Annotated in this window: 30 protein-coding genes; 2 read left to right on the forward strand and 28 right to left on the reverse strand. The window is 47.5% G+C overall.

Features of this window, described 5'->3' with window-relative positions; translation table 11 throughout:
- Positions 1-37 precede the first annotated feature (37 nt).
- The 14 genes from TOL2_RS16250 to TOL2_RS24980 all read right to left on the reverse strand — a co-directional run bounded on the left by TOL2_RS16250 (position 38) and on the right by TOL2_RS24980 (position 9,580).
- Complete coding sequence (locus TOL2_RS16250; protein WP_014958404.1) at positions 38-376, reverse strand: hypothetical protein; 339 nt, start codon at positions 374-376, stop codon at positions 38-40.
- Between the two features lie 12 nt (positions 377-388).
- On the reverse strand, positions 389-1,354 hold the full coding sequence (locus TOL2_RS16255) for a hypothetical protein (RefSeq protein WP_014958405.1): 966 nt from the start codon (positions 1,352-1,354) through the stop codon (positions 389-391).
- Between the two features lie 23 nt (positions 1,355-1,377).
- Positions 1,378-1,839, reverse strand: a complete 462-nt coding sequence (locus TOL2_RS16260; protein WP_014958406.1) for a hypothetical protein — start codon at positions 1,837-1,839, stop codon at positions 1,378-1,380.
- Positions 1,839-2,540 carry a hypothetical protein gene (locus TOL2_RS16265; protein ID WP_014958407.1) on the reverse strand — a complete coding sequence of 234 codons (702 nt, stop codon included), beginning with the start codon at positions 2,538-2,540 and terminating at the stop codon, positions 1,839-1,841. The genes TOL2_RS16260 and TOL2_RS16265 overlap by 1 nt, the downstream gene beginning before the upstream one ends.
- Complete coding sequence (locus tag TOL2_RS16270) at positions 2,533-2,883, reverse strand: head-tail joining protein (protein WP_014958408.1); 351 nt, start codon at positions 2,881-2,883, stop codon at positions 2,533-2,535. The genes TOL2_RS16265 and TOL2_RS16270 overlap by 8 nt, the downstream gene beginning before the upstream one ends.
- A gap of 36 nt (positions 2,884-2,919) precedes the next feature.
- Positions 2,920-3,090, reverse strand: coding sequence for a hypothetical protein (locus TOL2_RS24975; RefSeq protein ID WP_158406129.1), 171 nt, complete (start codon positions 3,088-3,090; stop codon positions 2,920-2,922).
- Positions 3,091-3,118: 28 nt separating this feature from the next.
- Positions 3,119-4,144, reverse strand: coding sequence for a major capsid protein (locus tag TOL2_RS16275; RefSeq protein ID WP_014958409.1), 1,026 nt, complete (start codon positions 4,142-4,144; stop codon positions 3,119-3,121).
- Between the two features lie 30 nt (positions 4,145-4,174).
- A complete protein-coding gene (locus TOL2_RS16280; protein WP_014958410.1) occupies positions 4,175-4,534 on the reverse strand; it encodes a head decoration protein in 360 nt (119 codons plus the stop codon).
- Between the two features lie 37 nt (positions 4,535-4,571).
- Positions 4,572-5,777: a S49 family peptidase gene (locus tag TOL2_RS16285; RefSeq protein ID WP_014958411.1), complete on the reverse strand. Its 1,206-nt coding sequence runs from the start codon at positions 5,775-5,777 to the stop codon at positions 4,572-4,574.
- A complete protein-coding gene (locus TOL2_RS16290) occupies positions 5,761-7,299 on the reverse strand; it encodes a phage portal protein (RefSeq protein WP_014958412.1) in 1,539 nt (512 codons plus the stop codon). Before TOL2_RS16290 ends, TOL2_RS16285 begins: the two co-directional genes overlap by 17 nt.
- Positions 7,296-7,520, reverse strand: a complete 225-nt coding sequence (locus tag TOL2_RS16295) for a hypothetical protein (RefSeq protein ID WP_014958413.1) — start codon at positions 7,518-7,520, stop codon at positions 7,296-7,298. Before TOL2_RS16295 ends, TOL2_RS16290 begins: the two co-directional genes overlap by 4 nt.
- 167 nt (positions 7,521-7,687) lie before the next feature.
- On the reverse strand, positions 7,688-8,416 hold the full coding sequence (locus TOL2_RS16300; RefSeq protein ID WP_014958414.1) for a hypothetical protein: 729 nt from the start codon (positions 8,414-8,416) through the stop codon (positions 7,688-7,690).
- Positions 8,417-9,205, reverse strand: a complete 789-nt coding sequence (locus TOL2_RS16305) for a hypothetical protein (protein ID WP_014958415.1) — start codon at positions 9,203-9,205, stop codon at positions 8,417-8,419.
- A gap of 198 nt (positions 9,206-9,403) precedes the next feature.
- Positions 9,404-9,580, reverse strand: a complete 177-nt coding sequence (locus TOL2_RS24980; protein WP_158406130.1) for a hypothetical protein — start codon at positions 9,578-9,580, stop codon at positions 9,404-9,406.
- A gap of 402 nt (positions 9,581-9,982) precedes the next feature.
- On the opposite strand from TOL2_RS24980, the gene ltrA reads away from it, so the two are divergent.
- Entirely contained in the window at positions 9,983-11,323 is a 1,341-nt protein-coding gene (ltrA, locus tag TOL2_RS16310; protein WP_014957509.1) for a group II intron reverse transcriptase/maturase, read from the forward strand.
- A gap of 116 nt (positions 11,324-11,439) precedes the next feature.
- Here ltrA and TOL2_RS16315 read toward each other — a convergent pair whose 3' ends face one another.
- The 7 genes from TOL2_RS16315 to TOL2_RS16355 form a co-directional block, all read right to left on the reverse strand.
- A complete protein-coding gene (locus TOL2_RS16315; protein WP_014958416.1) occupies positions 11,440-12,219 on the reverse strand; it encodes a GNAT family N-acetyltransferase in 780 nt (259 codons plus the stop codon).
- A gap of 372 nt (positions 12,220-12,591) precedes the next feature.
- A complete protein-coding gene (locus tag TOL2_RS16320; protein WP_014958417.1) occupies positions 12,592-12,882 on the reverse strand; it encodes a hypothetical protein in 291 nt (96 codons plus the stop codon).
- Positions 12,875-13,216, reverse strand: a complete 342-nt coding sequence (locus TOL2_RS16325) for a helix-turn-helix domain-containing transcriptional regulator (protein ID WP_041279574.1) — start codon at positions 13,214-13,216, stop codon at positions 12,875-12,877. The genes TOL2_RS16320 and TOL2_RS16325 overlap by 8 nt, the downstream gene beginning before the upstream one ends.
- Complete coding sequence (locus tag TOL2_RS16330; RefSeq protein ID WP_232507957.1) at positions 13,192-13,488, reverse strand: type II toxin-antitoxin system RelE/ParE family toxin; 297 nt, start codon at positions 13,486-13,488, stop codon at positions 13,192-13,194. Before TOL2_RS16330 ends, TOL2_RS16325 begins: the two co-directional genes overlap by 25 nt.
- Positions 13,489-13,829: 341 nt before the next feature.
- Positions 13,830-14,615 carry a BRO-N domain-containing protein gene (locus TOL2_RS16340; protein WP_014958421.1) on the reverse strand — a complete coding sequence of 262 codons (786 nt, stop codon included), beginning with the start codon at positions 14,613-14,615 and terminating at the stop codon, positions 13,830-13,832.
- Positions 14,608-14,868, reverse strand: coding sequence for a hypothetical protein (locus TOL2_RS16345; RefSeq protein WP_041279575.1), 261 nt, complete (start codon positions 14,866-14,868; stop codon positions 14,608-14,610). Before TOL2_RS16345 ends, TOL2_RS16340 begins: the two co-directional genes overlap by 8 nt.
- 284 nt (positions 14,869-15,152) lie before the next feature.
- Complete coding sequence (locus tag TOL2_RS16355) at positions 15,153-15,434, reverse strand: hypothetical protein (RefSeq protein ID WP_014958423.1); 282 nt, start codon at positions 15,432-15,434, stop codon at positions 15,153-15,155.
- 14 nt (positions 15,435-15,448) lie between these two features.
- On the opposite strand from TOL2_RS16355, the gene TOL2_RS16360 reads away from it, so the two are divergent.
- Positions 15,449-16,030, forward strand: coding sequence for a hypothetical protein (locus TOL2_RS16360; RefSeq protein ID WP_014958424.1), 582 nt, complete (start codon positions 15,449-15,451; stop codon positions 16,028-16,030).
- A 79-nt stretch (positions 16,031-16,109) separates the two neighbouring features.
- On the opposite strand, the gene TOL2_RS16365 is transcribed toward TOL2_RS16360, so the two are convergent.
- The 7 genes from TOL2_RS16365 to TOL2_RS16400 form a co-directional block, all read right to left on the reverse strand.
- Positions 16,110-16,304, reverse strand: coding sequence for a helix-turn-helix transcriptional regulator (locus TOL2_RS16365; protein WP_014958425.1), 195 nt, complete (start codon positions 16,302-16,304; stop codon positions 16,110-16,112).
- Positions 16,305-16,320: 16 nt separating this feature from the next.
- Positions 16,321-18,339, reverse strand: coding sequence for a terminase gpA endonuclease subunit (locus TOL2_RS16370; RefSeq protein ID WP_014958426.1), 2,019 nt, complete (start codon positions 18,337-18,339; stop codon positions 16,321-16,323).
- A 4-nt stretch (positions 18,340-18,343) separates the two neighbouring features.
- Positions 18,344-18,886 (reverse strand): hypothetical protein, encoded by a 543-nt coding sequence (locus tag TOL2_RS16375; RefSeq protein WP_014958427.1) that lies wholly within the window; start codon positions 18,884-18,886, stop codon positions 18,344-18,346.
- Complete coding sequence (locus tag TOL2_RS16380; RefSeq protein ID WP_014958428.1) at positions 18,883-19,818, reverse strand: hypothetical protein; 936 nt, start codon at positions 19,816-19,818, stop codon at positions 18,883-18,885. The genes TOL2_RS16375 and TOL2_RS16380 overlap by 4 nt, the downstream gene beginning before the upstream one ends.
- A 39-nt stretch (positions 19,819-19,857) precedes the next feature.
- On the reverse strand, positions 19,858-21,195 hold the full coding sequence (locus tag TOL2_RS16385; protein ID WP_148278137.1) for a primase-helicase zinc-binding domain-containing protein: 1,338 nt from the start codon (positions 21,193-21,195) through the stop codon (positions 19,858-19,860).
- Positions 21,196-21,442: 247 nt separating this feature from the next.
- Positions 21,443-23,011 carry a DNA primase family protein gene (locus TOL2_RS16390; protein ID WP_014958430.1) on the reverse strand — a complete coding sequence of 523 codons (1,569 nt, stop codon included), beginning with the start codon at positions 23,009-23,011 and terminating at the stop codon, positions 21,443-21,445.
- 288 nt (positions 23,012-23,299) lie between these two features.
- Positions 23,300-23,488, reverse strand: a complete 189-nt coding sequence (locus tag TOL2_RS16400; protein WP_014958431.1) for a hypothetical protein — start codon at positions 23,486-23,488, stop codon at positions 23,300-23,302.
- Positions 23,489-23,600 lie beyond the last annotated feature (112 nt).

Genomic DNA, 23,600 nt, shown 5'->3' on the forward strand with positions numbered 1-23,600 from the left:
CAGCCGTATTCCCAAACTTGATGATGCCCCAGCATGATTAATTTACAGCAGGCGGAGTCGAGGCTTTTTCTTTCAAAACCGCTTCCCCTATTTTGGCCATTCTGCTCATCATGTTGGCAAAAAAAGGGTTGAGATTTTCAACCCCGTCAATAACCTGTTTCAGTTCGGAAGGTGAAAAATCCTCTTCCAGCTTTTTAACGGAAATGCCGGTACTTCCCGCAATCGCAACCGGCGGAAGGCTGTCCGGGAAAAGCAGGTCAATGGTAGTTATCTTTTCCTTTTCCATTTCATCCATCATATCCCGGATCTGGGCCACGCTCAGCTCCTTGATTGTGATATCCCTTTCACCGATTGTAATCGTTTTTGTCCGCTGCATTACGCTTCACTCCTATCCAATAATCTCAGTTTTAAAATACTCCTGCCCGGACGGCTGAGTGGTGTCCGCCAGGACGGTGGCATTGACGCCCAGGATTGCCGCACCGGACCCGATAAGCGGAAAATCTCCGTTCAGATTGATCTGAACTTTATGAAATGTCCACCGCATTCGTGGGCCCTGGTCATTCTTGTCGGATGCGAAAATCAGTTTTTTCTGAACACTACTAGCCGACATGGCCCAGGTGTATTTTGTGTTTACTGCCTCATGATCATATGACGCCACGTCCTCATCTGCTATGGAGCCAGTGGACAGCTTGCGGATATACCCGTAATCCGGGTCAAGGGAATAATCCGTACCTTGTACCCGCCGGATTGCACCGGTTGAATCAGTTACAACCACATCCTCTAATGTTTCAATGCCGGAAGGCGTGATGTAATTGGTATCCTGGGTTTCATACACCTGCTCGCCGGTCTGAAATGTACCGGATACGTTGACTAACTCGACATATCCGGACCCCACAAAGGCAATCTTACCGGTTGCCGCCGATGTGCCGCCGGTCACGGTATCGCCAACGGCCAGGCTACCGGTAATGACTCCGGTCAGCTTGGTGGAAAACACGTTCATATGACCCAGCTCGATGAACAGATCAGCCGCTAATGTCGGGTTCGCTTGATATACATAACTTGCAGATTGATTCAAAGCATTGAAGCTGCCTGACAACAGCGCCATTTTTAAGTTTTCATTGGTCATTTCCCGCAAACCGAAACTAAGAGATGCTTCCCGCTCTGATTCGACTTCCAGGATCGTTGCCCTGGATGCGTGCAAATTGGTTTTCATTTTGTCCGTTGATACGGACAGGTTAAAATTCAAGTTCTCAAGATCACCAAGCAAGTCAAAAGATGACCCGCCCACTGCACCGGCATAAGTCCTGCCGGTGCCGTTATACCTAACGTTGTTTGCACTGGGTGCTAATGGCATATTAATTTCCTTTTTTTATGTAGTTATCCCGGTAACCCGCGCCGACTTGATTTTAAAATTTTAATGGGTATGACTGATCCGCTGATAAACAATGGGTAAGTACTGATCGATCCTGATTCCCCATTGCTGTCAAGGCTGGCAATTCTGGCCCGGTAAAGGGCATCCTCGGCCAGTTCCCGCAGGGTTTCCGCCTTGATAAATCCGGCCATGGTTCTGCAATTGCCGTTGGTGATAATCTCTTCATCAATCACCCCCACGCCTATCTCCAATTCCCAGGAAATCTCCCGGGCAGAATCCCCCCTGACCTGCCGGATGGATGTTACTGCAACAACCGGATAATCCGTTTCCGGCTCCGGCGGGTTTTTTTCATCAATATCGATGCAAACCGTCTGAGTTTTCCCAAAGGTCTGTTGACACCAGGCCGTTAATGTTGCATCGGACGATAATGCGGTTTTAATCTGTTCGATCAGTTCAACTGTGGTCATCAATGATATTCCTTTGTTAAAACATTCAAGTCGCTTTCTTTTTTCACTGCGCGCCCGCTTAAATACCGGTTCAGGCTGCGGAAAAATTTACGTTCAATATTGCCCATGATATTATCTTTTTCCTGTTCGAAAATCGGTTCAATGACAGGTCTTGCAGGTGTTTTCAGGGTGGTGGTCGATTTTTTAACAGGAAACCCCAGGGCAAATAACATCTTACGCATCCGGGGCGTGATCCGGGTCTCATAACCCTTGGCATGCATCCGGGCCAGCCTCACCATGGAATCTGAAACACCTGCCGACTGCATAAAGCCTATATTGACCATCTGCATATCCTCATCATACTCATAGCGCACAGCCCCGGCCAGCTTGGAAAGTGGAGCCTTTTTCTTTGACAGCATGACCTCCTTGTACTGCCGGACACGCTTTTTACTGCCTTTCCTGCCTTTCCAGACCATCCTGTAATTCTTGACACTGCCCCTTTTGGCTCTTGCCAGCACGCCGGTATGGGGATTAAGCTCATCCCAGCCTCCGTCAACACCGCCGCCCCGGATTGCCTCCTGAATCAAACCCTTCAAACGATACCCTTCGGACTTCAAAGCCGAAGCCGTTGCCCGTTCCGCATACTGAGGAAACGCTTTCAGCAATGCGGAAATATTTTCAATAGCCAGTTCTCCGCGCTCATCAAGATGTATTTCAAGCATCGTATACCTCCGTCACAGTCCAGACCGCCCCGTCAATTTCAATGGTATCCAGGTAATGGGGCTCCGGCACATCCGATGCCTTAACCTCAACCGTGGCCAAATCCCTTGTTCTGCCACGATCAAAAGCAGACCGCACATCCCTCTGGCAGATCACGTTCCAGGTATAGTCATCCCCTTTTTTGCCATGACTGTTGTTTTCCTGTACCCCGTATTCGACCAGGGCGGCAATGGACACTCCCAAGCCCGTTGCTTTTGGCGTGTAAACCACGGTTTTGGCAAACTCATCCGTATTGAAAAACGCAGCATCCAGATCCACCTGCAGCTGATCCTTGAAAGCACTCATGAAAACCTCCTTTCCAGCCCAGGGGCAGCCGGTATATCAGGCATGGCCTTGTTCCTTTCCTCCCACCACATCAAGGACAGGTTCCCCGGCATTTTTTTCAATGAGTTCATCCACGATTTCTTCCGGCCATTCATGATCCGAATCAGGCGGATAATGCTTGCCCCCATAAACCACTGTCCGGGTAAGAAGTATCTTTTTTTTTGCCATAATCCCCTCCTGTAATCTAACGGGTAAATTAATCCACCACCGTAACTTCAATGACGGCTTCAGGCTGCCAGGGCACCGGCAGCGGCCTTGACTCGGCAAGTACCCAGAGAGCGGACGGATCTTCTTTCATCCATGCTTTTGAAAAAAGTTCTCCCACCACCTGGGCCCCGGCCTTAAGATCAAGAATGAGACCGAATTCAATGGTAAACCGTGCCTGGGTGGCAATCAGATAAATCTTGTTGGCCGGAATCAAACTCTGATCCACACCGCTGTCATCTTCATAGGCAGACCCGTAACTGTAAACGTCAATTCCACCCAGGTTGCCCATGTAATTGGACGTGGCCTTCCAGGTAAACTCTCCTGCGGAAATCCGACGGACATCAAAGGCCTTATCCTCTTCCAGGCGATCTCCCAGGGATGCTGCAGCGTCCGTTCCGCAAATCATGATGGTCGGACCGAACCCCAGGGCATTGATGATCATCTGAGCCCAGGTTTTAATCTGCTTTCTGGGTTTGGATGCAGTATCAGACCACTTGTCCGTGCCTGCAAGAACAATCTTATGAGCTGCAGGCATAAGATAATCCACCTGAAAAGCAACATTATCCTGGGTGACGGACATGGTGCCGGTCAAAGCCTGGGCACACATCCATTCGGTCCGGTTGAAAATCTGGTTTTTCAAATTCTTCTGTTCCGTGGCAATTTTCTTTTTCTTTGCCGTCATGATGTCGGTAATTCCGCCGGCATAATAAATCTGACCCGGCCCTTTCTGGCCCAGAAGATCCTTTGCAGGCATGGGGTGTTTGAGCCGGATTCTGGGTGTTTTTACCATTTTGGCCTGCCGGGTGGTCCCCTTGACGATCTTGCCGCCTTCAAGATCCGTGACAAACGGAGCCAGCTTTTTGCCACCTTTTTCAATATCAACTTCAATGGTGTCCGACTCGTTGGTATTTCTCTGATTGAACACCAGGTCCTGAAGCATCCTGGGCGGTGTTATAATCTGCTCAATGGTTCTTGTCTGAACTCTCCAGTCAAGATCGGGTATGTCTAAACTCATTTTAATATCTCCTGAATATCGGTTAAGATTTTATTTCACGTAAATGCCCAAGGCTTTCAGCTCGGCAATAGCCGTGGCTTTCTGATTCTCCGTGATCCCGTCCGGCCAGGTCAGGTAATGTTCGATAGCCGCTCCGTGTTCCATGAAGACGGCAGGCTCATCCCCTGCACTCGCATCCAGATCCCCGTAAAGAATTGCAGCGGCTTTTTCGGACCCGTCTTCAGCAGCCGGGGCAAGCTGAACCTTTTTGCCGGTTGCCGTCACAATGCCCACCACGGTTCCGGAAACATGATTGCCGCCGGAAAGAGTCCCGGGCATCATGATAGGCGGATGATCCCCGATAAAATTTTTGTCTTCAAACGTTCTGGTTGTCATTCCAAAATCCTGCATGGTATGATCTCCTCTTTAAAATTCAGGTTAAGGCCTATTAGCCGTTGACCAGGTTGGCATATTCGGAAGCCTGATCTTCAACGCTTTTGCCCGATGCCTTTTCCTTGTCTTTTTCCAGTCCCACCCCATTGGAATGCGCATTTTCCAGCCCAGCCAGGATTTCTGCCCGGCTTGATTTATCGTCGTCATCTTCCCGGGCCTTATTTGACTGACCGAAAATTTCTTTCAGAGAATTGGCCACATCAGCGCTTGCCCCGGAATTAACAACAACCGTAAATTTTCCGGCGGCATCTTCGCCCAAAACTGCCCCGGCAAGATCCAGAACCCTTTTGGTTTCAGCGTCAACCGCATCCTTGATTTTCTGTTCATTCTCTGCAGCAGCCTCGGCTTTTCCCTTTTCCAGGACCTGGCCATACAGATCAGAGTGCTCATTTTTCAATGTTGTAAGATCCATGATCTTCTCCTTTTTTAAAATTAATGCGAAATATGATTCAAAATCCTGTTCAACCCTGTCGATTAAACCTTTCTCCAGGGCCTCTTCTGCAAGGAAAACTTTACCATCAGCCATGGCCAATGCCTTTTCAGCATCAACCCCCCGGTTCCGGGCCACGGAATCGACAAAAATCGTGTAAAGGTGGTCAAGCCGTGTCTGGAAATAATCCTTGGCCTGTTTACTCAAAGGTTCGTCTTCATTCCCCAGGGCTTTATAAGTTCCTGCCGTAAGGTGGGTGAAATTCAAGCCCGCGTTTTCATTCCATTTTGACCAGTCAACATGAACCGTCCGCACACCGATGCTTCCCACGCTGGCAGTGACCGGGGCTGCAATATGCCGGGCCGCAGAACCGATCCAGTAGGCTGCCGAACACATCAGGCCATCTGCATAGGCGTAAATGTGTTTCTTTTTTCCCGCATCAAAAATAAAGTCCGCAAGTTCCTTACACCCGGTTACAAGCCCGCCCGGAGAAAAAATCTTTAACGCTATGGCCTTAACGGCGGGATCATTGATTGCCGCTTCAACCTGGTTGCGGATCAGATCATATGAAAACCGATAAAGGGAATATTGAACCGGTATGATTGCAATTTCATTTTGAATATTGAGATTTACACCCTTTTGACCGCCGTCTGAAAAAGAAGCGGCCATGTCTTTATTCTCGGCCTGAAGCCGGCGGGCAATGGACTCCAGGGCATCTTCCGTAATGGCCCAGGGCTCGGACAGTATATTAAAATCACTTTTCAGAATCATCGGACGGCTCCTTTTGAGATTGTTTTTTCACCTCGGCGGGCGGAATGATATCAAGTTTCCTTTCCAGTTTCCGTTCGCAGGACCTTTGCTGCAGGTTGGCTTCGTAATCCCCGCCGCCGATCTCCGCCGTAACACCCGCAAGTGTGGAAATGTTATGCTGAATGGCCAGAATATTGGCTTTGATTTCTTTTAACGGATCTACGTTGCCCTTGCGCGGCGGAATCCAGGTGGCACGGGTATAGGCGTGAACCGCATCATACCAGTCCGGGGACCCTTTCGGCAGAACGATCATGCCCCGCAGCCAGGCCTCTTCAAGCACCATGCTCCACACCGGCTGGCAGAATCCGTCCACCATCCATTTTTGATACATGGCAAATACCCGCCCGGCTTCCAGCAACGCCGCCCTGGCGGACGAATAATTGGTTTTTGAAAAATCTTTGGCAATCACTTCATAGGGCATGCCGATGGAAGCACCAATGGCCCGCAGAATCCGCTCCACAAAAGCGTCAAAGGAATTACCCGGGCGGTCGCTTTTAAGAACATGGGGCTTTTCATTGATATTGCCGTAAAGAACCGTACCGGGTACGGATTCATGATACCGTGTTTTTTCAGCATTCGGATCAGCACTGCGCATCCCTTCAGCCGTGCCATAGGGATCAGAGGTTTCGATAAACACAGGGAAAGAAGATGCAATGATGGCACCCACCACCTCAAATTCAAGATAGTCATTGAGATCTTTGAAAAACTTCATGGCAGGTGCAAGGATGGAAACACCCCGAACCTGTTCTTCTGTTTTGGCGATGAAATTATGGATTGCACCTGGCCGGTGTCCGGCCTTGGCCCTGACTTTGGTAAAATCACAGGAAGCAAGATCATAGTTTATGAATGCATCATCAGGATCAGCCACCCAGTATCCGGTGGGCATGCCGTATTCCCCGAACTCCACCCCGTCCTTGATATTTTCTTTTTCCGTCAAATCAGAAGGCGTGTATACTCGCAGCGGATCAACCGCCTGCAGGGCCAGGGAAAATACCCTGCCCGGACGGTTAATCATCAAAGGAATGCGAAAGAATTCCCCTTTGATAAGCATGGTTCGTATGGCCACAAGACAGTTCTGCCAGAAAGAAAGCCTGCCTGCAGCATCACTTTCCTGCTGCCAGATATGCCAGGCCCACTCCGCCTGGGTCTGAAATTCCCGGGACTGAACCTCGTTCCAACCCAGAACCTTTGCATTCGGTCTGGACTGGGGCTGCAACCCGGTTCCAACGGAGTTGACGGCAATGGAATCAATACTGGATGCGGCATGGGTGTCATTTGCGGCAAGATCCTCGGCCCGGTCTGCAATGACCTGTCTTTCCATCCTTGCGGAATAGGCAGTGTTCCTGGATACAAACCAGTTTGAAAGGGTCCCGCGTAATCCACCGGCAACCCTTGACACCTCATATGATCCGTATGGTTTGGCCCCGGTCTGCCGCAATGGCCGGTTATCAGGTCCGTAAAGGACAGGAGGATTGCCGCTCATCTTACAACCCTCCCCTGTCTCATTACTATCCGCCCGGTTCCCGCCTCAACCCGGTCTTTTTCTGCATAAAGTTTATCAAGTTTTTTCTCAATAAACTCAGCATCAACCCGGGTCAACTGCCTGCCGGAAATAGTATACGTCTGTCCGAGGCTTACCGCGTCGTCAGCCGCCTCCCACAATTCTATTTTTTTATTAATTCTGTCTAAGGTATATCGTGCCATAGCCCACAGGCTACCACAATATATAGGGGCAGGTCATGCACACCATGCGCAGTATGCGCACTATGCACAAATACTATTAGATAAATGAAATAATCTTCTAATAGTAAAAAAGCCCGGTAAATTGACCGGGCTTGAGGTGGTGTTGATTTGTACTATTTTATCATATTTCAAACAGAACCCGAGTTATAAAAAACTTCTTCCAGCAATTCAAAATAAGTTAAAAGAGAACTTTCTTCCCTGACCTTATCAAGAAGATACAAATTGAAAACATCATCTATTATTTCCATAGCCTCTTCACTCAGTTTGTAACCCGTTCTTTTAAAAGAATTGTGATGTCTGCCAATTGGTTGTAAATGATCTAACCGGAGAATTGATTCCTTAGGGCCGCCCAATGGCAGTTTATCCCAGATAAATTGAGGATATCTGACATGCCTGACCCGTTCTATGAATTCCGGATTGTACCCGGCCCTTGTTCCGTCCCTGTCAGCCCCGTAATACGGAGCCACAAGATATGTTTGAGCCGTACTATTTTTCGGTTGTCCTCTTCTAACCTTTTGTTCCACTAAATGCCTTGTTTTTCCGATTACCAGGCATGGCCTTAATTTTGCTTTATAGGCGGTCCAAACCTCTTTATCATTCAAAGACATGGCTGCAACTGGAAGGTCTTCACGTTTTCTCGGAGCTTCAATGTTCAACGGAGCGATTTTAACAATTGCTTTATCGTGAATTCTGGCTTCTTGCCTTCCTACCGGGGTAATGGTGTTTGGAATCTGATCAACATATGGAATAAATGCTTTAACGAGGAATCCTCGCTCAACTGTTTTAGAATCGTTTTTTTTCCACCAGGAAGATGAAGGTTCGACTATGGATTGAAGAGAATCATCAGGGAAAGACATTTATTCCGAAAAATCTCCTTTTCGTGATTGTGATTTCCAAATATCAGAAGAAAAACGGGCGTCGAATTCCATCTTGGGTATCGGATCACCGCCAAGACTTTCAACCCAATCCAAACCCTCATCATAAATATCATCATATAAAGGCTTCACTGGAGATTTTATAAACCCATCCTTTTTTTGAGTTTGTTGCGACGCTCTTTTTTCCCTTATGGCCTTCATGGCCTTTCTGAACTTTTTCTTTTTTTTGATCGTTAACCGGTCCCATTGAAGTTCATATACCGGCTTTTCTTTTTTCTTTTTTACGGCAAGAGAAAAGTCAAGTAACTCTCCCGGGGCCGCGGAAATCATTGGTGCAGTTCTGTATACATACCCCAAAAGACTTGGAGTATCTTTGTTATATTTATGAATATCATCCTGAAGTCTGGCACTTATCACCAGGGGAAGGGATTTTCCTTTTTGCTCGAACAAATCATAATTTGCCAAAGAATATCTGATAAAAGTTTCGTTTTCTTCATACCTGCTGTCAATCAACCTTTTTTCAGCGTTTATTTCAGCAAGGGCGGGATCAATGCAACAATGCACCTCATTATTCCAAGGTCCGAAATTATGAAACTTCCATTCTATTCCTGTGTAGGACTCTCCATTATTATATTGGGCATATGCGAGATCCGCCAGATAGACGTATTTGATGATATGAATTGGACCTAAATCCCTGTCAAAAAAGTCATCTTCTTGACCTGCAGCCAGCAACGCATACTGGATAATATTATATATTCTTTTTCGATTCATAAAATATCAACTTTCTTTCGTATTCCAAAGATAAGCTTGTTAAAATAAGAAAACAAGAATAAAAAATCAACCCATTCTTTGTTTGGGGGTTATTTTATTTGGCAGGGGTGATGATAACGTATTCATGAGCAGATACGGCAATGGGTTTTCCGGATAACGCTGAGGGTAACGGGCAGCAAGGGTTTCCAGTAAAATTAATTAAAAGTACCACCGTTCCAAAGTTGTTTCAATATTTAATAAAAAGCCGCCCCTTGCTGTTCGGTTGACCCGTTGGTTGTGTGCCGGGCACGGCACACGTCTTAAGGGTGAGCCTGCATCTTCCTTTATGGAAGTCAAGGCAAGTCCCAAGCCCAGCCAGATGGAGGCGAAGGGCATAGTGTTATCACAACGGGGTCCCGGTGACGGTACTCCGGAAGGCAGTGGCTTCGCCGAGGCGGAGTGGCACAAAAGTACGGGGTGACGTACAGAAATCGAGTTAGGCGTGCATTTGCGGGACGAGCCTGCAACACAAGGTAAAGTCCTCTATCCATTATAGGCAATGTCCGTATACTCGGCACCCACGTATTGAAAGACGTGTGTTTTACCCCGGGAGATCTTCCATGCTGCCCTGGGATGCCGCGTGCGGCAGAAATTGGCTGAGGGCAGGGTAACCTGCTCCGACCGCATGGAAGAAGTCAGCAGAGGGCATAGTAGCCGCAGGAAAACGAGCCGTGAATTCCACGGAGGACTCACCCCGGTGAAGGCCCGAACGGTGCCCGGACCGAATGGTACGGGTAAATGATAGAGACAAATAGGAGGTGTATACTTATGGACATATTGCCACAGCAGATGGAAATGTTCACAGCGTTACAGATCACCGAAAGTCCGACAGAAAGTTCCCGACTCATGGAGTTTATCCTTGAAAGGGGAAACATGTTCAGAGCATTAAAAAGGGTCCGTAGCAACAAAGGGGCACCTGGAATCGACAACATGACCGTTGATCAACTACCGGGTTACCTCAGACGCCACTGGCCCAAAGTTAAGGGAAAGTTGCTGCAGGGAAACTACAAGCCATTACCGGTGAAAAGGAAAGAAATTCCTAAACCCGATGGCGGAGTAAGACTGCTCGGCATTCCAACAGTTTTGGATCGTTTGATCCAGCAAGCCGTCAGCGAGATATTGCAGCAAATATGGGACCCGCATTTTTCTGAGTCCAGTCATGGATTCAGACCTGGAAGATCCCAGCATGATGCCATACTCCAAGGCAAAGTTTATCTGCTCTCAGGATATACACACTCTGTTAATATGGATCTTTCCAAATTTTTCGACAGAGTGAACCATGACCGCCTCATGAGCCGTCTGGCTGAAAGAATAAAGGATAAGCGGGTTCTCAAGCTTATCCGAAGTTACTTAACAGCCGGTGTCATGATCGACGGGGTGGTTGTATCTGCCGCTGAAGGAACTCCTCAAGGCGGCCCTCTTTCACCAGTGATCTCAAATATCGTTTTGGATGAACTGGATAAAGAGTTGGAGAAAAGAGGGCATAAATTTGTCAGATACGCTGATGACTTTGTCATATATCTCAAGAGCAAGAAAGCGGCCGAACGTGTTATGAAAAGTGTTACACGGTTTATAACCGTAAAGCTCAGGCTCAAGGTCAATGAAGAGAAAAGCAAGGTCAGCCGACCATGGCTGGACAAATTTCTCGGCTACACATTTATCAGTATGTGCGGCAAGACCAAGATCCGCATACACCGGAAAACAATCGAGCGCTTCAAAGAAAGGGTTCGAGAATTAACAAACCGGAACTGTGGTCTAAGTCTTCCCCAGATCATTGATAAATTGAATATGTACATCAGGGGATGGTGGAATTATTACTGTCTCACCGAAGCAAGACACATATTCAAGTCCTTGAACGGCTGGATTATCCGCCGCTTGAGATGTGTTGTATGGAAACAGTGGAAAAATCCCGGAACGAAAATCCGGAACCTGCTTAAACGAGGCATACCGTTTCAATATGCCGTCACTTGCGGAAATTCCCGCAAGAAACACTGGCGCATGAGCAGGGTTAAATGGGTTGTCATGGCTCTGCCAAACAAATATTTCCTTTCTCTTGGATTATTTCTGCCCGGGAACTAATCTGCCTGATCAGCCGAACCGCCGGATACGCGATCCGTATGTCCGGTGGTGTGGGAGGGCTCCTCAGTGATGGGGGGTCCTATCCCGATAGCCTTCAAGTTTTCCATTGGCACCGCTCATATTTTCACCTGATCGATGAAGAAACCGTTCAGGCAAAGCCGCACACCTCGATCTTGGGCTTCTTGATATTTTGCCTTGTCTCGATAGAGGACCTTGCCATTGATCAATATTTCAATTACAGGGTCACGACTGCCTTCATGAAGGTGGAAGGAAAAGGCTACGCGCTCGGCTAAATGAACCTGTCCATCGGTACTCTGCATGGAACGAGGAGAGAAGCTATCAATAGGTGAAACGTCGTCGCTCCACTTTCGATCTTCTGGAAAAATGCTAATACGAACTGTTGTGTTGACGCCTTCAGACGGTAGTTGTAAGGGTTTTGTAAGCACCCTATAACCTTGGGCGTTACGACCGTACTCACCTTCAACCACAGTAAAGCCCATAGACTTCCAAAATGGGATTGAAGACAATGGTTTGCATTCGATTTGAAGCACCATTTCGTCTTGCTCCAATGCGAGATCAATGCAATGCTCCACAACGAGGCGACCCAAGCCCTTCCCTCTCCAACTGTTTCGAATTTGCAGAATGCCTGATTGAAGCAGCTGACCCCACTGGTAACCGATAGGAATGCCTTCCATTTTGTCTAATAGGACGAGAAGATTACCTTCTTGATGGCATTGTTTGGTTAAGTTCCAGTTGCAGAGAAAATTACCGTGAACGCCCTGGCTCTTTTCTTCCTGAAGCCACTCATGAATCCTCGGCATGTCTTCGTCTGTTGACCATCGGATCTCTAATGGCCAGTTCTTACCATCTATTTTATGAAGAATTGATTTACTCAACGGATCACCTCTTTAAAGCGCTAATCACTGATTATCAGGTCTACTTGCCTTGATAAGTTGCAAAAAAGGTTAATATCAGGTCAAGTTCCATTGTTGGACATCTGATTCATATCGACTATTCTAAAACCCAATGGTGCAGACATCCAGATGCTGAGTCAGTATCAATATTTTCGTTGTCTGTAAAGATATTTTACTTGCCAACTTTTGTGAAAAAGTAATTTATTGTGATGGAATATGGCAAATTAATTTTTATTGGAGAAAAAAATCATCCTGGGGAATTCAGCTTAAATAAACTTTTTGTATCAGCAACTTTACTTTTGTTCAAATCCAGGGCAACCGCACCGGCAACCCGGGATAAAAATCAATCACTCATCAAGCATCAAGAACCCGAATTCCCAAAACCTGCCAGACCCTGCCACCGTCGTTCCTTGGCCTGTAAGTTCGGATGCCGCCAACCAGCGCATATAATTCCTTGAAAAACACCGCCCTGGAAAGGCCGGGTTCACTGATTTCACTGCAATAGTGCCGATACCTTTCAAAAAGACTATTCTTGCTGGTCATTCCGTCCTCATCAAGCTCGCAGATATCCTCCACAAACCCGCGGACGGTTTTATCCGCCCTGTCAAAGTCAGCCTGGGCGACTTCCGGGTATTCATCATCCATGAATAGCTTTTATTTCCAATCGTACTCCAAGTCCGTTTAAAATACTGACAAGCGTTTTTAAGGTAGGATTCCCTTTTTTAAACATCCGGTAAAGGGATTGTCTTGTCAATCCGGTTTTTCTGGCCAGTTCCGAAACCCCGCCGTCTTTTGATTTAGTGATATAAAAAATCGTTTTCATCAAGCTTTTGAAATTATCATCTTCAGAATTTAAATCCTGGAGCGTGTCCCGTAACAAATCAGGAATTAACCCCGGATTTTCTTTTAACTGCTCAATGATAAAATCATCCATGTCCTGCATGGATTTGATATCTATTTTTCCAGTTCTTTCAGCCATTTTACAGCCCTTTCAATATCCCTGTTCTGGTTTGACTTTGTGCCACCGAGCAGCAATAACATGGTTGGAGATATCATGGTGTAATAAATTCGGTGGCCGTCCTTAAACCGCAATTCAGCGATCTTGTCTCTCAGGTGTTTGTGGTCTCCAAGATTGCCGGTTGTAATCTGAGCAAACCGCCTGATTATTTTTGTTTTGGCCTTGTTTTCAAGAGTCGCAAACCACTCTTTAAAAATTGATTTTCCGTTTTTCTCGGAAATCTTAACTTTCATGACCTTTGTCTCTTTCATGGCTTATAGTGTATGCATATAATTTACATTTGTCAAACAAGAACTTGGAAATAAAATTCATCCGTGTGCTTCTTCTTCTCATCAGCAATTTTATTTTTATTCAAATCCCGGGCAACCGCTCCGGCAACCCGGGATCAGAATCAATCACTCATCAAGCATCAAGAACCCAAATCCCCAAAATCTGCCAGACCCTGCCACCGTCGTTCCTTGGCCTGAAAGTTCGGATGCCGCCAACCAGCGCATATAATTCCTTGAAAAACACCGCCCTGGAAAGACCGGGTTCACTGATTTCATTGCAATAGTACCGGTATCTTTCAAAAAGACTATTCTTGCTGTTGAGCCTTTTTCAGTCGCAGCCCGAAATAGGAAACGGTTCCGCTTTTCATCTTCTCAAATCCGGCTGATAAAATAGCCCCAAATTTCTTTTGCGTCAGCATCTTCATTATCCTCTGGTTCCGGCACCAGGAGCAAAAGGCATTGTACAGGGCCGTGGACGATTCCTGGTACTCTTCGGAAAACTCGCACTGATCAGCCAGAAAGTCTTCAATGACCTGCTTCCCCCATTCCAATGTGCCCACATTTGTTTTGAGCTTTTTTTCATCCAGCTTTTGAATAAGATCATCCACCGGCATACCGGTAAAATAATTCAGCGCCCGCAAGGCTGCCTCTCCCCCGAGATACCTATCCGCACTTTCCACCAGCTTGGACATGGGGAAATACATATTCCCGGCTTTTTTCACACCACTGTCATTGATAAACCCGCTCTGATCGGTTCCCGGTATCTGGTATCCCCCGGTTTTGCGGATGCTGGGCAGGACGTCATTGAAAACCCATTTCCTGAAAATCTCGGCTTCCGGTTTATTAGATCTGAATATCAAACGGTAAAGACCGGGTTCATTGATGACAACCACATTTTGTTCGCCACCAGGGGTGCGCATTCTTTGCGCTCCCTTTTCATCATCGTCCAAAGTTCTGATCGCATCTCTTGCTCTTGGATATTCAAGTATATTGCAAACATCCTTTGCCACCCACCAGGACTCTCCGTTCTCATCCTGAATTACCCTGACCAAATGATCACCAAAATTAAACGGTATAATAGTTTTATTCATGACAGTCTCCTTCTGTAATAAAAGAATCCCTGAGTTTAAAAAACATCGAACTCATTCCATCGGCCATTTCCTGGGAAAGCCCATGGATGCTTTGATACATACCGATAACAAGTAGAAAACAGAACTCACCTTCTTTGATTGAAAAAGATGGAAAAACCGGGTTGCCGGTACAATTCGGAAACGGGATAACATTGATTGGCAAGGCCTGATCAGACCGGGGACATTCTTGTGAAACGTGGATGGATTTGTTCATAGCGGATCTCCTTGTGAAAAAATTATTTGATCCCGCTTTTGCCATGTCAAAAACAAAAACGGGTTGAATCTGGTTGACATACCGGCCCACAAGGAAACCGGCGGGTCTTGCGACCCCCAGACCCAACCCGCGAATAAACAGGCTGAGACGCGCAACAAAAAAAGCGTCAAAAAAACAGACGCCGTTGCGTCTTGTGGATTCCGGATGTCAAACCAGATCGTGGATTTTGCCACGATGGGTTCAGCATATCAGAAGCCGGAAATCTGTCAAGACGTTTTTACGCTTCATTCATCTTGCGGATAAAGATTGCGTAAGATTGTCCGGATATTGCCCTTCAACTCAAACGAACGCACCTTTTCATATGTTTTGATCAAATCCCAATCGACATCCGGATCATTGTCGTTGATCAGAGCGATATTATGACCGTTGTGAACGATCTGAAACCGGCCCACTTCTGCAAGCCCGGATTTATTGGCCAAAATGGAATATATCTGACTAAGCTGGGGGGTGAAAATTTCTCTACAGTCATGGCAAACCATGCTATTATATCCAAATTTTGAAAACATACTGGGAAACTCCTATGAAAAATTTAATTTATAAAACAGAGCCTGAGTATTGCACCGATATTAAAAAGGCCCTATCGAAAGACTTTGAGCTTTTGCCGGAGGAAACAATCCACTGGCCCATTGAAGGAGAAACGAAAAGAGTCGATTTCATCATTCACCCAAAAGCCCACCTGATAAAACACGGCTTTGACGCCGAAAAAATAGCCATTGAAGTAAAAAGCCCGATAAACAAAAATCCTGAAGCCGTCAAAAAACTACTGGACTGCATCTCTCAAGCCCACTCTTACACCATGTGCAAACATAACGGAGAGTACATTGATTTTGTCTTGATCTATCCTGCAATAGAGCTGTTTTTTGAATATGATTTTATCTACAAATACAAATCAGATCCTCGAAACAAGTACACCCGACAAGAGATCAATCTTTTGCACAGAGTGCTGCAAAGGGCAAATATCGGATCACTGAAAATCAATCAGGAATCATATCAAATCAATTTCGCAGGAACCCGATTTTATAGCCCAGAAAAAGGTAGATCAAAAATTAAAAATCTTGGAAAAATTCGCAGAATTGGATCACAAAAAATAATTCTGAAATAATTCCAGCACAACCCATTGTTTGTAATGTTATCCCATATTTATCTTTTCCTGATTGAACGCTTTTGATGAACACCCCAAGTTAGCCGCAATTCATGCTGCATTCATCCAAAAATTTTTCAATTTTACTTTCCTTAACCCGAATACCCTGCCTGCTGCCGATTTTAAACGCCGGCAAAGCGCCTTTTTCAATGAGGTTGTAAACATGCCTTCTACTGCATTGAAGCCTTTGCCCTACCTGGTCAACATTCAAAAGCCGGTCTCTGACCTTTTCCATAGCCCCTCCCAAAATTCTATCTTCTGTTGAACCATGACGGCCGGGACCTCGACCCCGCATCCCGACCATGGCTTTCATTTTTTTCTAAAGCTTTCACTGGTTGATTCGGATTCGGGAACAAATTCACACCACCCCCCGGCCATTCCCAGTCCGCCACGATAGAAGCAATGCACTCACAATCAAGGTAATGATTATCTTTGCGTATCCGCTCCCAGGTTTCCACACCCTTATCATTGACCTGCTTTTCCTCCGCCGTGATCTGCCGGGCATAATCAAGCTGGGTTTCTTTGTGCAGATATGCCCCGCCCTGGTCTTTTTCCATGGCTTTAAACATCCGCTCATAAAACATGTCCTTGAGTTTGTCCGTGTCCAGGATCGCCAGCCGCATGCCCATGCGCAGCGGCTTGCCGGACGGAGTTTTATTTAAGATCGATCCCATTTTCATTTTTGTGGGAAGAGGATTTGAAGACCCTTTGCAGCCCCACACCCGGCAGGTCCTGCTAAAGCCCGCATAATCCTGGAGCCACAGATAAGCCTCTTCTGTGGAAGAAATCTCTTTTTTATATTTACCGCCACCGGTATCCAGCCCGGCCCGCCAGATCCGCATGTGCCTGTCCGAATTTTCAACCGGATAAACCTTTTCAAACAACAGGTCTTCCAGTTCCTTCCAGGTGCCAAGCTGATGGTAATCAATCAGCCAGCTCGTATAATCCTTTGCCCAGGCCCGGACTACATACGGGAACCCGGTCTTTTGCAGATCAATACCCGCCGTGAGCGCAACGGCAGCTTCCGGCACCACCTGGGGCGGCAATTTAGTCTTACATCTCAAAACCTCTTCATCTTCCTTTTTGGCCAGGACCTCGTATTCTTCCCAGGGCATGGCCTCAAAACTGTTTCGAAAATCCTTGAGCTTTTTCTTGGTTTTCATCCCTTTCAAAAAGGCGGCGGCACATTCACTCAACGACACAAAATAACTGTTCCATGCAGGCAGGTGAAACCCCACGTTTGCCGGACGGAATTTTTCAAGATAGCTCTCAATGGAAATAACGGTCCCCCTGGCGATCCAATCCCCATTCCGGGCGGCACGGTTTCTGATATTATCATCCCACAACTCTTGGCAATGTTCGCACTCGTACCGGGCCAGCTTTTTGTTCTTGATTTCTTTTGGATCGGCTTTTGATCCGCCGTCCCATTTAATCCGTTTCATCGTCATCAACTGCAACTGGCCGCAGAACGGGCATTTGACATGGTAGTCAAAAATCACATCCGTGTTGTGATTCAACTCCTGCCAAATATTACCGGATTTAACCGTGGGGGTGGATATCTTCCAGTGCTTTGAAATATCCCTGTAGGTGATCAGCCGCTTATCGATCAGATCCAGGGGAGAGGCCTCCTTTTTGGCATCCCCGAAACCAGGCTTGTCGATCTCATCGGATATGACATACCGGATTGGTTTATTTGCAAGGGCTGATACAGACCCGGCCCAGCCAAAGTAAATGGTCATGTGCTGCAGGTTGATACGTGACGATGACAAATCCTTTTCATAACCGGTCAGGTACGAGCGCAGCCGGACGGAGTTTTGCAGCATCGGAGTCACCCTGTCCTTTGCATTGTCATTGGATGTCTTTTCATCCGGATAGGTATACAGGATATCCCCAGGTGCAAGATCGATCCGGGAACCGATAAAGCTATGCGCCACCTCGGATATACCGGTCTGGGGAGACTTGCAAACAATAATCTCCCGGACAAACGGCAAAGCAGCCGCATCCATAATACCCACGGAATACGGGGTAACACTGTTTTTCCACAACCCCGGCAACACGGATTTAACCAGGACCCGGTGTTTTTCCGACCAGACCGAAGGCTTGATCTGCTTACGCTTTCTCAAAACTTTACGTTCAGCCCTGGAAAAAGCCACATTGACGGACAGCACCCCCTCAATCATCAAACCGGTCAGGGTTTGCCACAGCTCCCGGGAACACCACGCCGGCCTTTTTACCCGGATCTCTTCTTTTTCTTTGAATAACAGAGTCATGATTTTACTCCTCCTCAAACATAACCTGAAAAGTTCTTGTGGTGGCATAGCTGTTCAACTCCGCTTCCAGAGAACTGTGAAGGGCCTGCAGAAAATCCGGGGCCTTTTCAGGCTTGCCCCCGACCAAAGCGATCCACTCCCCCACATTGGTTTTAAAACTATGCTTCAAACCCGTCTCCAGGATCACGGCCCGCGCCGCCAGCTCCGCCTCAAAATCCTTGCGCGGCAAATACTTGCCCTGGTCCCGCTCCAGCTCAAACCGCTGCTTTTCTATTTTCAGATTCAGGCTTTCCACTTCCCTGGACGTCTTCCGGGCATGAATATCGCTCAAGTCCTCAATACTCCCCTCTTTTCTCTCCAGGTTGGCGGCATAAGCCCGAACCTCGGTTTCCGGCACTGTGCCGTCATCATTCACCCGGATCAGATTCTTGCCCTTGTCCCTGGAAATCTTGGATTTTGAAACCTTGAACCCGGCCTGGTCCAAATGCCGCACCACGGCCCGCAGGCTTGGAAATGAGGACGGTGTATTAATGCCTTTTTTGGTCATACGGCCTCTATTTTGTAATCTTTTACAACCATGCCTTCCGACTTATTCCCACGGACATGGGGCTGCCACCAATACAGGCCCGTATATTTTCCGAAAAGCGGAGAATCTTTCGTATAATTTTTAAAATGACCCCGGCAAAGGTGAATTTTCATTTTTATTCCCGAATCCCCGGTGCCGCTTTTGTTTTCGCTTTTTGACGGCAGTACAAGCTTTAAGGTTTTATATACAAACAATTCCTGTTTGCCCTTTTTCTTTCTTTTTTTGTTTAATTTCGCCGGTGGGTGATTATCCTCGGTCACAACGTTTTTGCAGTTCAGAAGCATCAAGGCTGCATTCAATGCCACCAGATCCCGATGGTCGTCCTGCATCAAACCCTGGGACATCCGCATAAATTTTCTGCCCATGGGAATAGGGAAAATGTTCGATGCATAATACGACTGTATAACTTCCGGTGATCCACCATTTCTTTCTATATAAGGCGTTAACAGTTTCCTGAGTTGCTCATTTTGTCCAATCGTCTTGCCGACGGAAATAAGATATTGCTGGGGACTGGCGATCCATTTTCCGTAAAATCTTGGCCAGTTTACAATCCAGGCCATCATCGTGCTTCCGCCAAGGTCCTTGACCAGGACACCGCGCTTGGGGACATCCTCTTCCATGGCCACGTCAGGTGCAAAATTTTCAAATTCAAACCAGCAAAGATCATAAGGCAAACGGACATGCTCCCCGCATTCTCCGTAAAACACCCTTGATTTTTCATGGAAAATTTTGTCCATCGGAGTTATGAAATCCTGGAATTTACCCAAGTGGAAATGCTTGGCCTGTTTTATGGAGTCGATAATAAGCCCGATGCCCTCATTAAAATGGTTGTTTTCAAGAATGTTGTTCTTTCTCAAACAAGCCAGATCTTCTACCACATGATGTCCGTACATATATTCCCCTTTATTGAATTTTAATAAATTAAAACCGCATTAAACCGCATTTTCATTCATCCACTCTTTACCGGACTTGCAGTTACCACCATGGATAATGGAGTCCTTATGATAAACCCGCAGATACCAATGAATTTCATCATCCCCGAAGAACAGGTCCCGGATGCGTTGCCGAATCGCACGATTTTGGAACCCCGGATCAAACAGGATTTCAGCACGGGTTTCTTCTGCATGTATTTTAACCGGATATTTTGACAGAAGCATTTGCAATTCCTGGAGAGGATACATTTCTTCAGGAATCTTGTAGTCCGTGTAGGTTTCCAGGGTCAGTGCCGGTGGAAGCCCGGCCAGGATCCACTCTTTGATCGCCACCCCGGCCCGGAATGCTTCACCGGGATCCTTGCCCTGGGGAACCGGCCACCGTCTGGCATTGTCAAAGTTGTCCAGCCACCATTTTGAAGCCTTGCGCCCGGCTTCGTCATAATCCAGGGCCACCAGGATGCGAAGGGCCTTTTTCAGCCGGTAAAACACGCCGGAACCGGGCTTGATGGCCGCAGACCCCAGGGCCACCGAACCGGTTATGGAGCCTGCCTGCCGGGCAATCATCATTTCATCCAGCTCCGATTCAACCACCACAAACGCCTTGTGATCCGGATTATGACCCATGACATCCTGGCCGGATCCGGGAACGGCGTAATACTTGATATCTTCCTTGGACCGCAGATCCGCTCCGGGCCGTCGAATCCTGATCCGGTATATACGTCCGTCCTTAAAACACGGGATAACAATTCCCCTGGGGATCCAGAGCATTTTCTTTTTGCCGTTGGTTTTCTTGATTACGGGCAGGCCCCAGGCTTCCCGTGGCCGAAACATGCAGTCTTTCCCTTTTTCCCCCTGGAACCAGCCCAACCTGAACCCTTTGACGGCCTGGAGGTCCAGTCCGCGCCCGGCAACGTAACCAAGAACCTTTTTGTTCTCCAGGAGCGCCTGGTGAGACTTGTCCACAAACTCTTCGGCTTTCATCCGCCATGTTTCCACCGGTTCCTCATATGTCCGGGGCCTGAACTCTTTATTCCGGCCATCCGAAACCGGGCGGTACCCGGCAGGCCGGTAATTATCCGGCATGGACCGACCCGCAGCCCGGAACGCCTCCCGGTAATAACAGCCCCGGAAATCCACCAGAAACTGGACGTCATCCCCAGCTTTACCGCACCCACGGCACCAGTAAGAACCACGCCCCCCCTTATCAGCCGGCCAGACGCGAAAACGGTCCCGACCTCCACACGACGGGCACGGCCCGGCATACTCCCCTCCGTTTGTGGAAGACACCTTTTTCAGAACGCCACCAGCACCGCCGATCAACTCAAGCAATCCCATACCGGTTCTCCCTCCCGGACCTGCCGGACATATGCCGGACAAGAAAAAAAGAACGTCCGAAATCCTGAAAGCCTTTATTAATAGTCTTTTTATTTTTCCTTTGGACCTTTGGACCTTTTTCACCAGAAAAAAGAAAAATAAAAATAAGAAAAAATATTCTATAGTTTAGGAAATTTTTGTCCATTTGTCCGAACCTTCCAATCCCTGTGCTTTTTTTCAAGCAAATTCAGTGGGATATATACTTGGATTAATCCTTGAACAGCTCGTTTACACCGTCCGAACCGTCCGAGTCCGAAAGCAGGCCCACACCGTGATAGGTAACGGTCCCACTTTTGGACTTCTCAAACCGTTTTCCGAACAACACACCGAACCGCCGCATCTTCGGTTCCTTGTTGGAGACGTTTTTATGCCACCACTCCACAAACGCCTCATATACCTTGGTCGCGTTCACATGATAATCCGTACCGGTGACGCAGCACTCCCGGATAAAATCACCGACAATATCCTCTTCCTGCTTGTACGCTTCCACGGCCTGCTTGACCGCTGCAGGCCTTTTCAGCCCGATCTTCTGAAATTCAAGACACCCCTTCACCATCCAGGCCAGGATCTGGGGATGCTCGGCCTTCAATTTTTCTTTCAGCTCCAGATCCGCCCGCCGTTCAAACTCCTTTTCCGGCTCCCGGTTCACAAAAGACAAGGTGAACGGGATTTTGACCATCCGTTCCCAGAACGCAAAATCATCTGCTGGTGCATGAGGGTCGTTGTTGGTCTGCAGGAATAAGGTATGGGTGGGCTTGAAATTGACTTCATACTTATCATTCGGATTCCTGCCGGCCATGGTGTCATCGCCGGTCAGCCATTTGACACGGGACGGTGATATCTTGCAGTTCTGGTCCGTCTCAGAGGCAAACACGAACCGGCGCCCACGAAGGGCCATGATATCCGGTGTCGGCCCGGAGGAATTGGTGATCCTGCCCTGATCCAGGAGCATTTCAGACCGGACGGCCCCGGCCAAAGGCCCCATGATTTCGGTTATTCGCTCGATGATCGTGCCTTTGCCATTCCTGCCCCGGCCGGACATGACAATAAAAATACCAACCACCACCATGCCGATCAGCCCCAGGCCGATCAGCCTCTGAAGGAACCGCACCATTTCTTCGTCACCGACCAGGATCTCCATCAAAAATTTTTCCCAAGCCGGGGCCTCGGAATCTATACCGTCCTCGGGCCAAGCTACCGGACTGGCTTTGAGCAGATAATCTTTTTGACGACCAGGCTCCAGCTCACCGGTTCGAAGATTGATCACCCCGTTTGCGCACGGCAGCAACCAGGGCTTCTGGTCAACCTCTTCCCCTTCAATTGCAAGGGGATTTTCAGACGTGCAGGCAAAATACAAACAATTCAACCGCCGGCGCTTTGTTCGAAGAGCCGAAACCCGTTGATTCAACAATTTGCGTTTGACCATCAACTCTCCTACCGGTTCATCTTTGGCTTCAAGCTCACGCATTTTTGATGATGTGCGTTTGGCTTCATCCTGGTAGACCCTGGCCACTTTCTCCACCGAAGCAAGGGCACGGCTTTTTTTATCAATTTCCCAATGATGATCGGACCAACACATCCAGCAATCCATGGAAATGTTGAATACAAAATCATTTGGGAACAATTTCTTAAACAGCTCTCCATCACCCAATTCATTCTGATTCAGGCACTCCATAATAAATTTGGAATCCAGGCCATCACCACCGCCACCATCCTCGGTCTGTTCATCTTTACTGCGCTTCATGACCTGTTCCTTTAAATTTAACACCTTACCCATTTCGTATCCTCGCGAAAAATATTTATAAATTCAACATGTTGTCCCATGTCCCTCCCATTTTAAAAATTAAGTAGACACGTCGACCGAGCTGACACGACCCCTGTAAAACAAAGCCCCGGAAGGACCCAAAAACGTTTTGATAGAATCTCCTGATGATTGGACTTTGGTTTGAGTTTTTCAGTGAAAGGGGCGCGGGGATGGCCGGGGACGCAATCTTCCCCCCTGAAGGGCTACCGGCCAACGCAAATTGTCCGGGTCGTTTTATATCCGTTATCCGGAAAATTTTTTTCAAAGCTGATTCACCTTATTCTGATCATATTTGGGAAGCAAAACGCCCAGGTAACAGCCGCCGTTTTTTCCTGTTTTCACTTTCAAGCCGCATGAACAGGACTGATCACCATTACCGCCTCGGTCACACTCTGAGCAAGCCACCATGGGACGGCCACGATTGTCTTTGTAGGAATGTTTTGGACTCATAAGATATCTCCTGTTTTGATCATATGATTGATGCCGGTTGATACAGCATCATTGATTATTGATTGAAAGCCGGATTCGCACAGGCCAGCTCCGGCAAGCATTTTTATAAGGA

The sequence above is a fragment of the Desulfobacula toluolica Tol2 genome (genome assembly GCF_000307105.1).
GTDB lineage: Bacteria > Desulfobacterota > Desulfobacteria > Desulfobacterales > Desulfobacteraceae > Desulfobacula > Desulfobacula toluolica.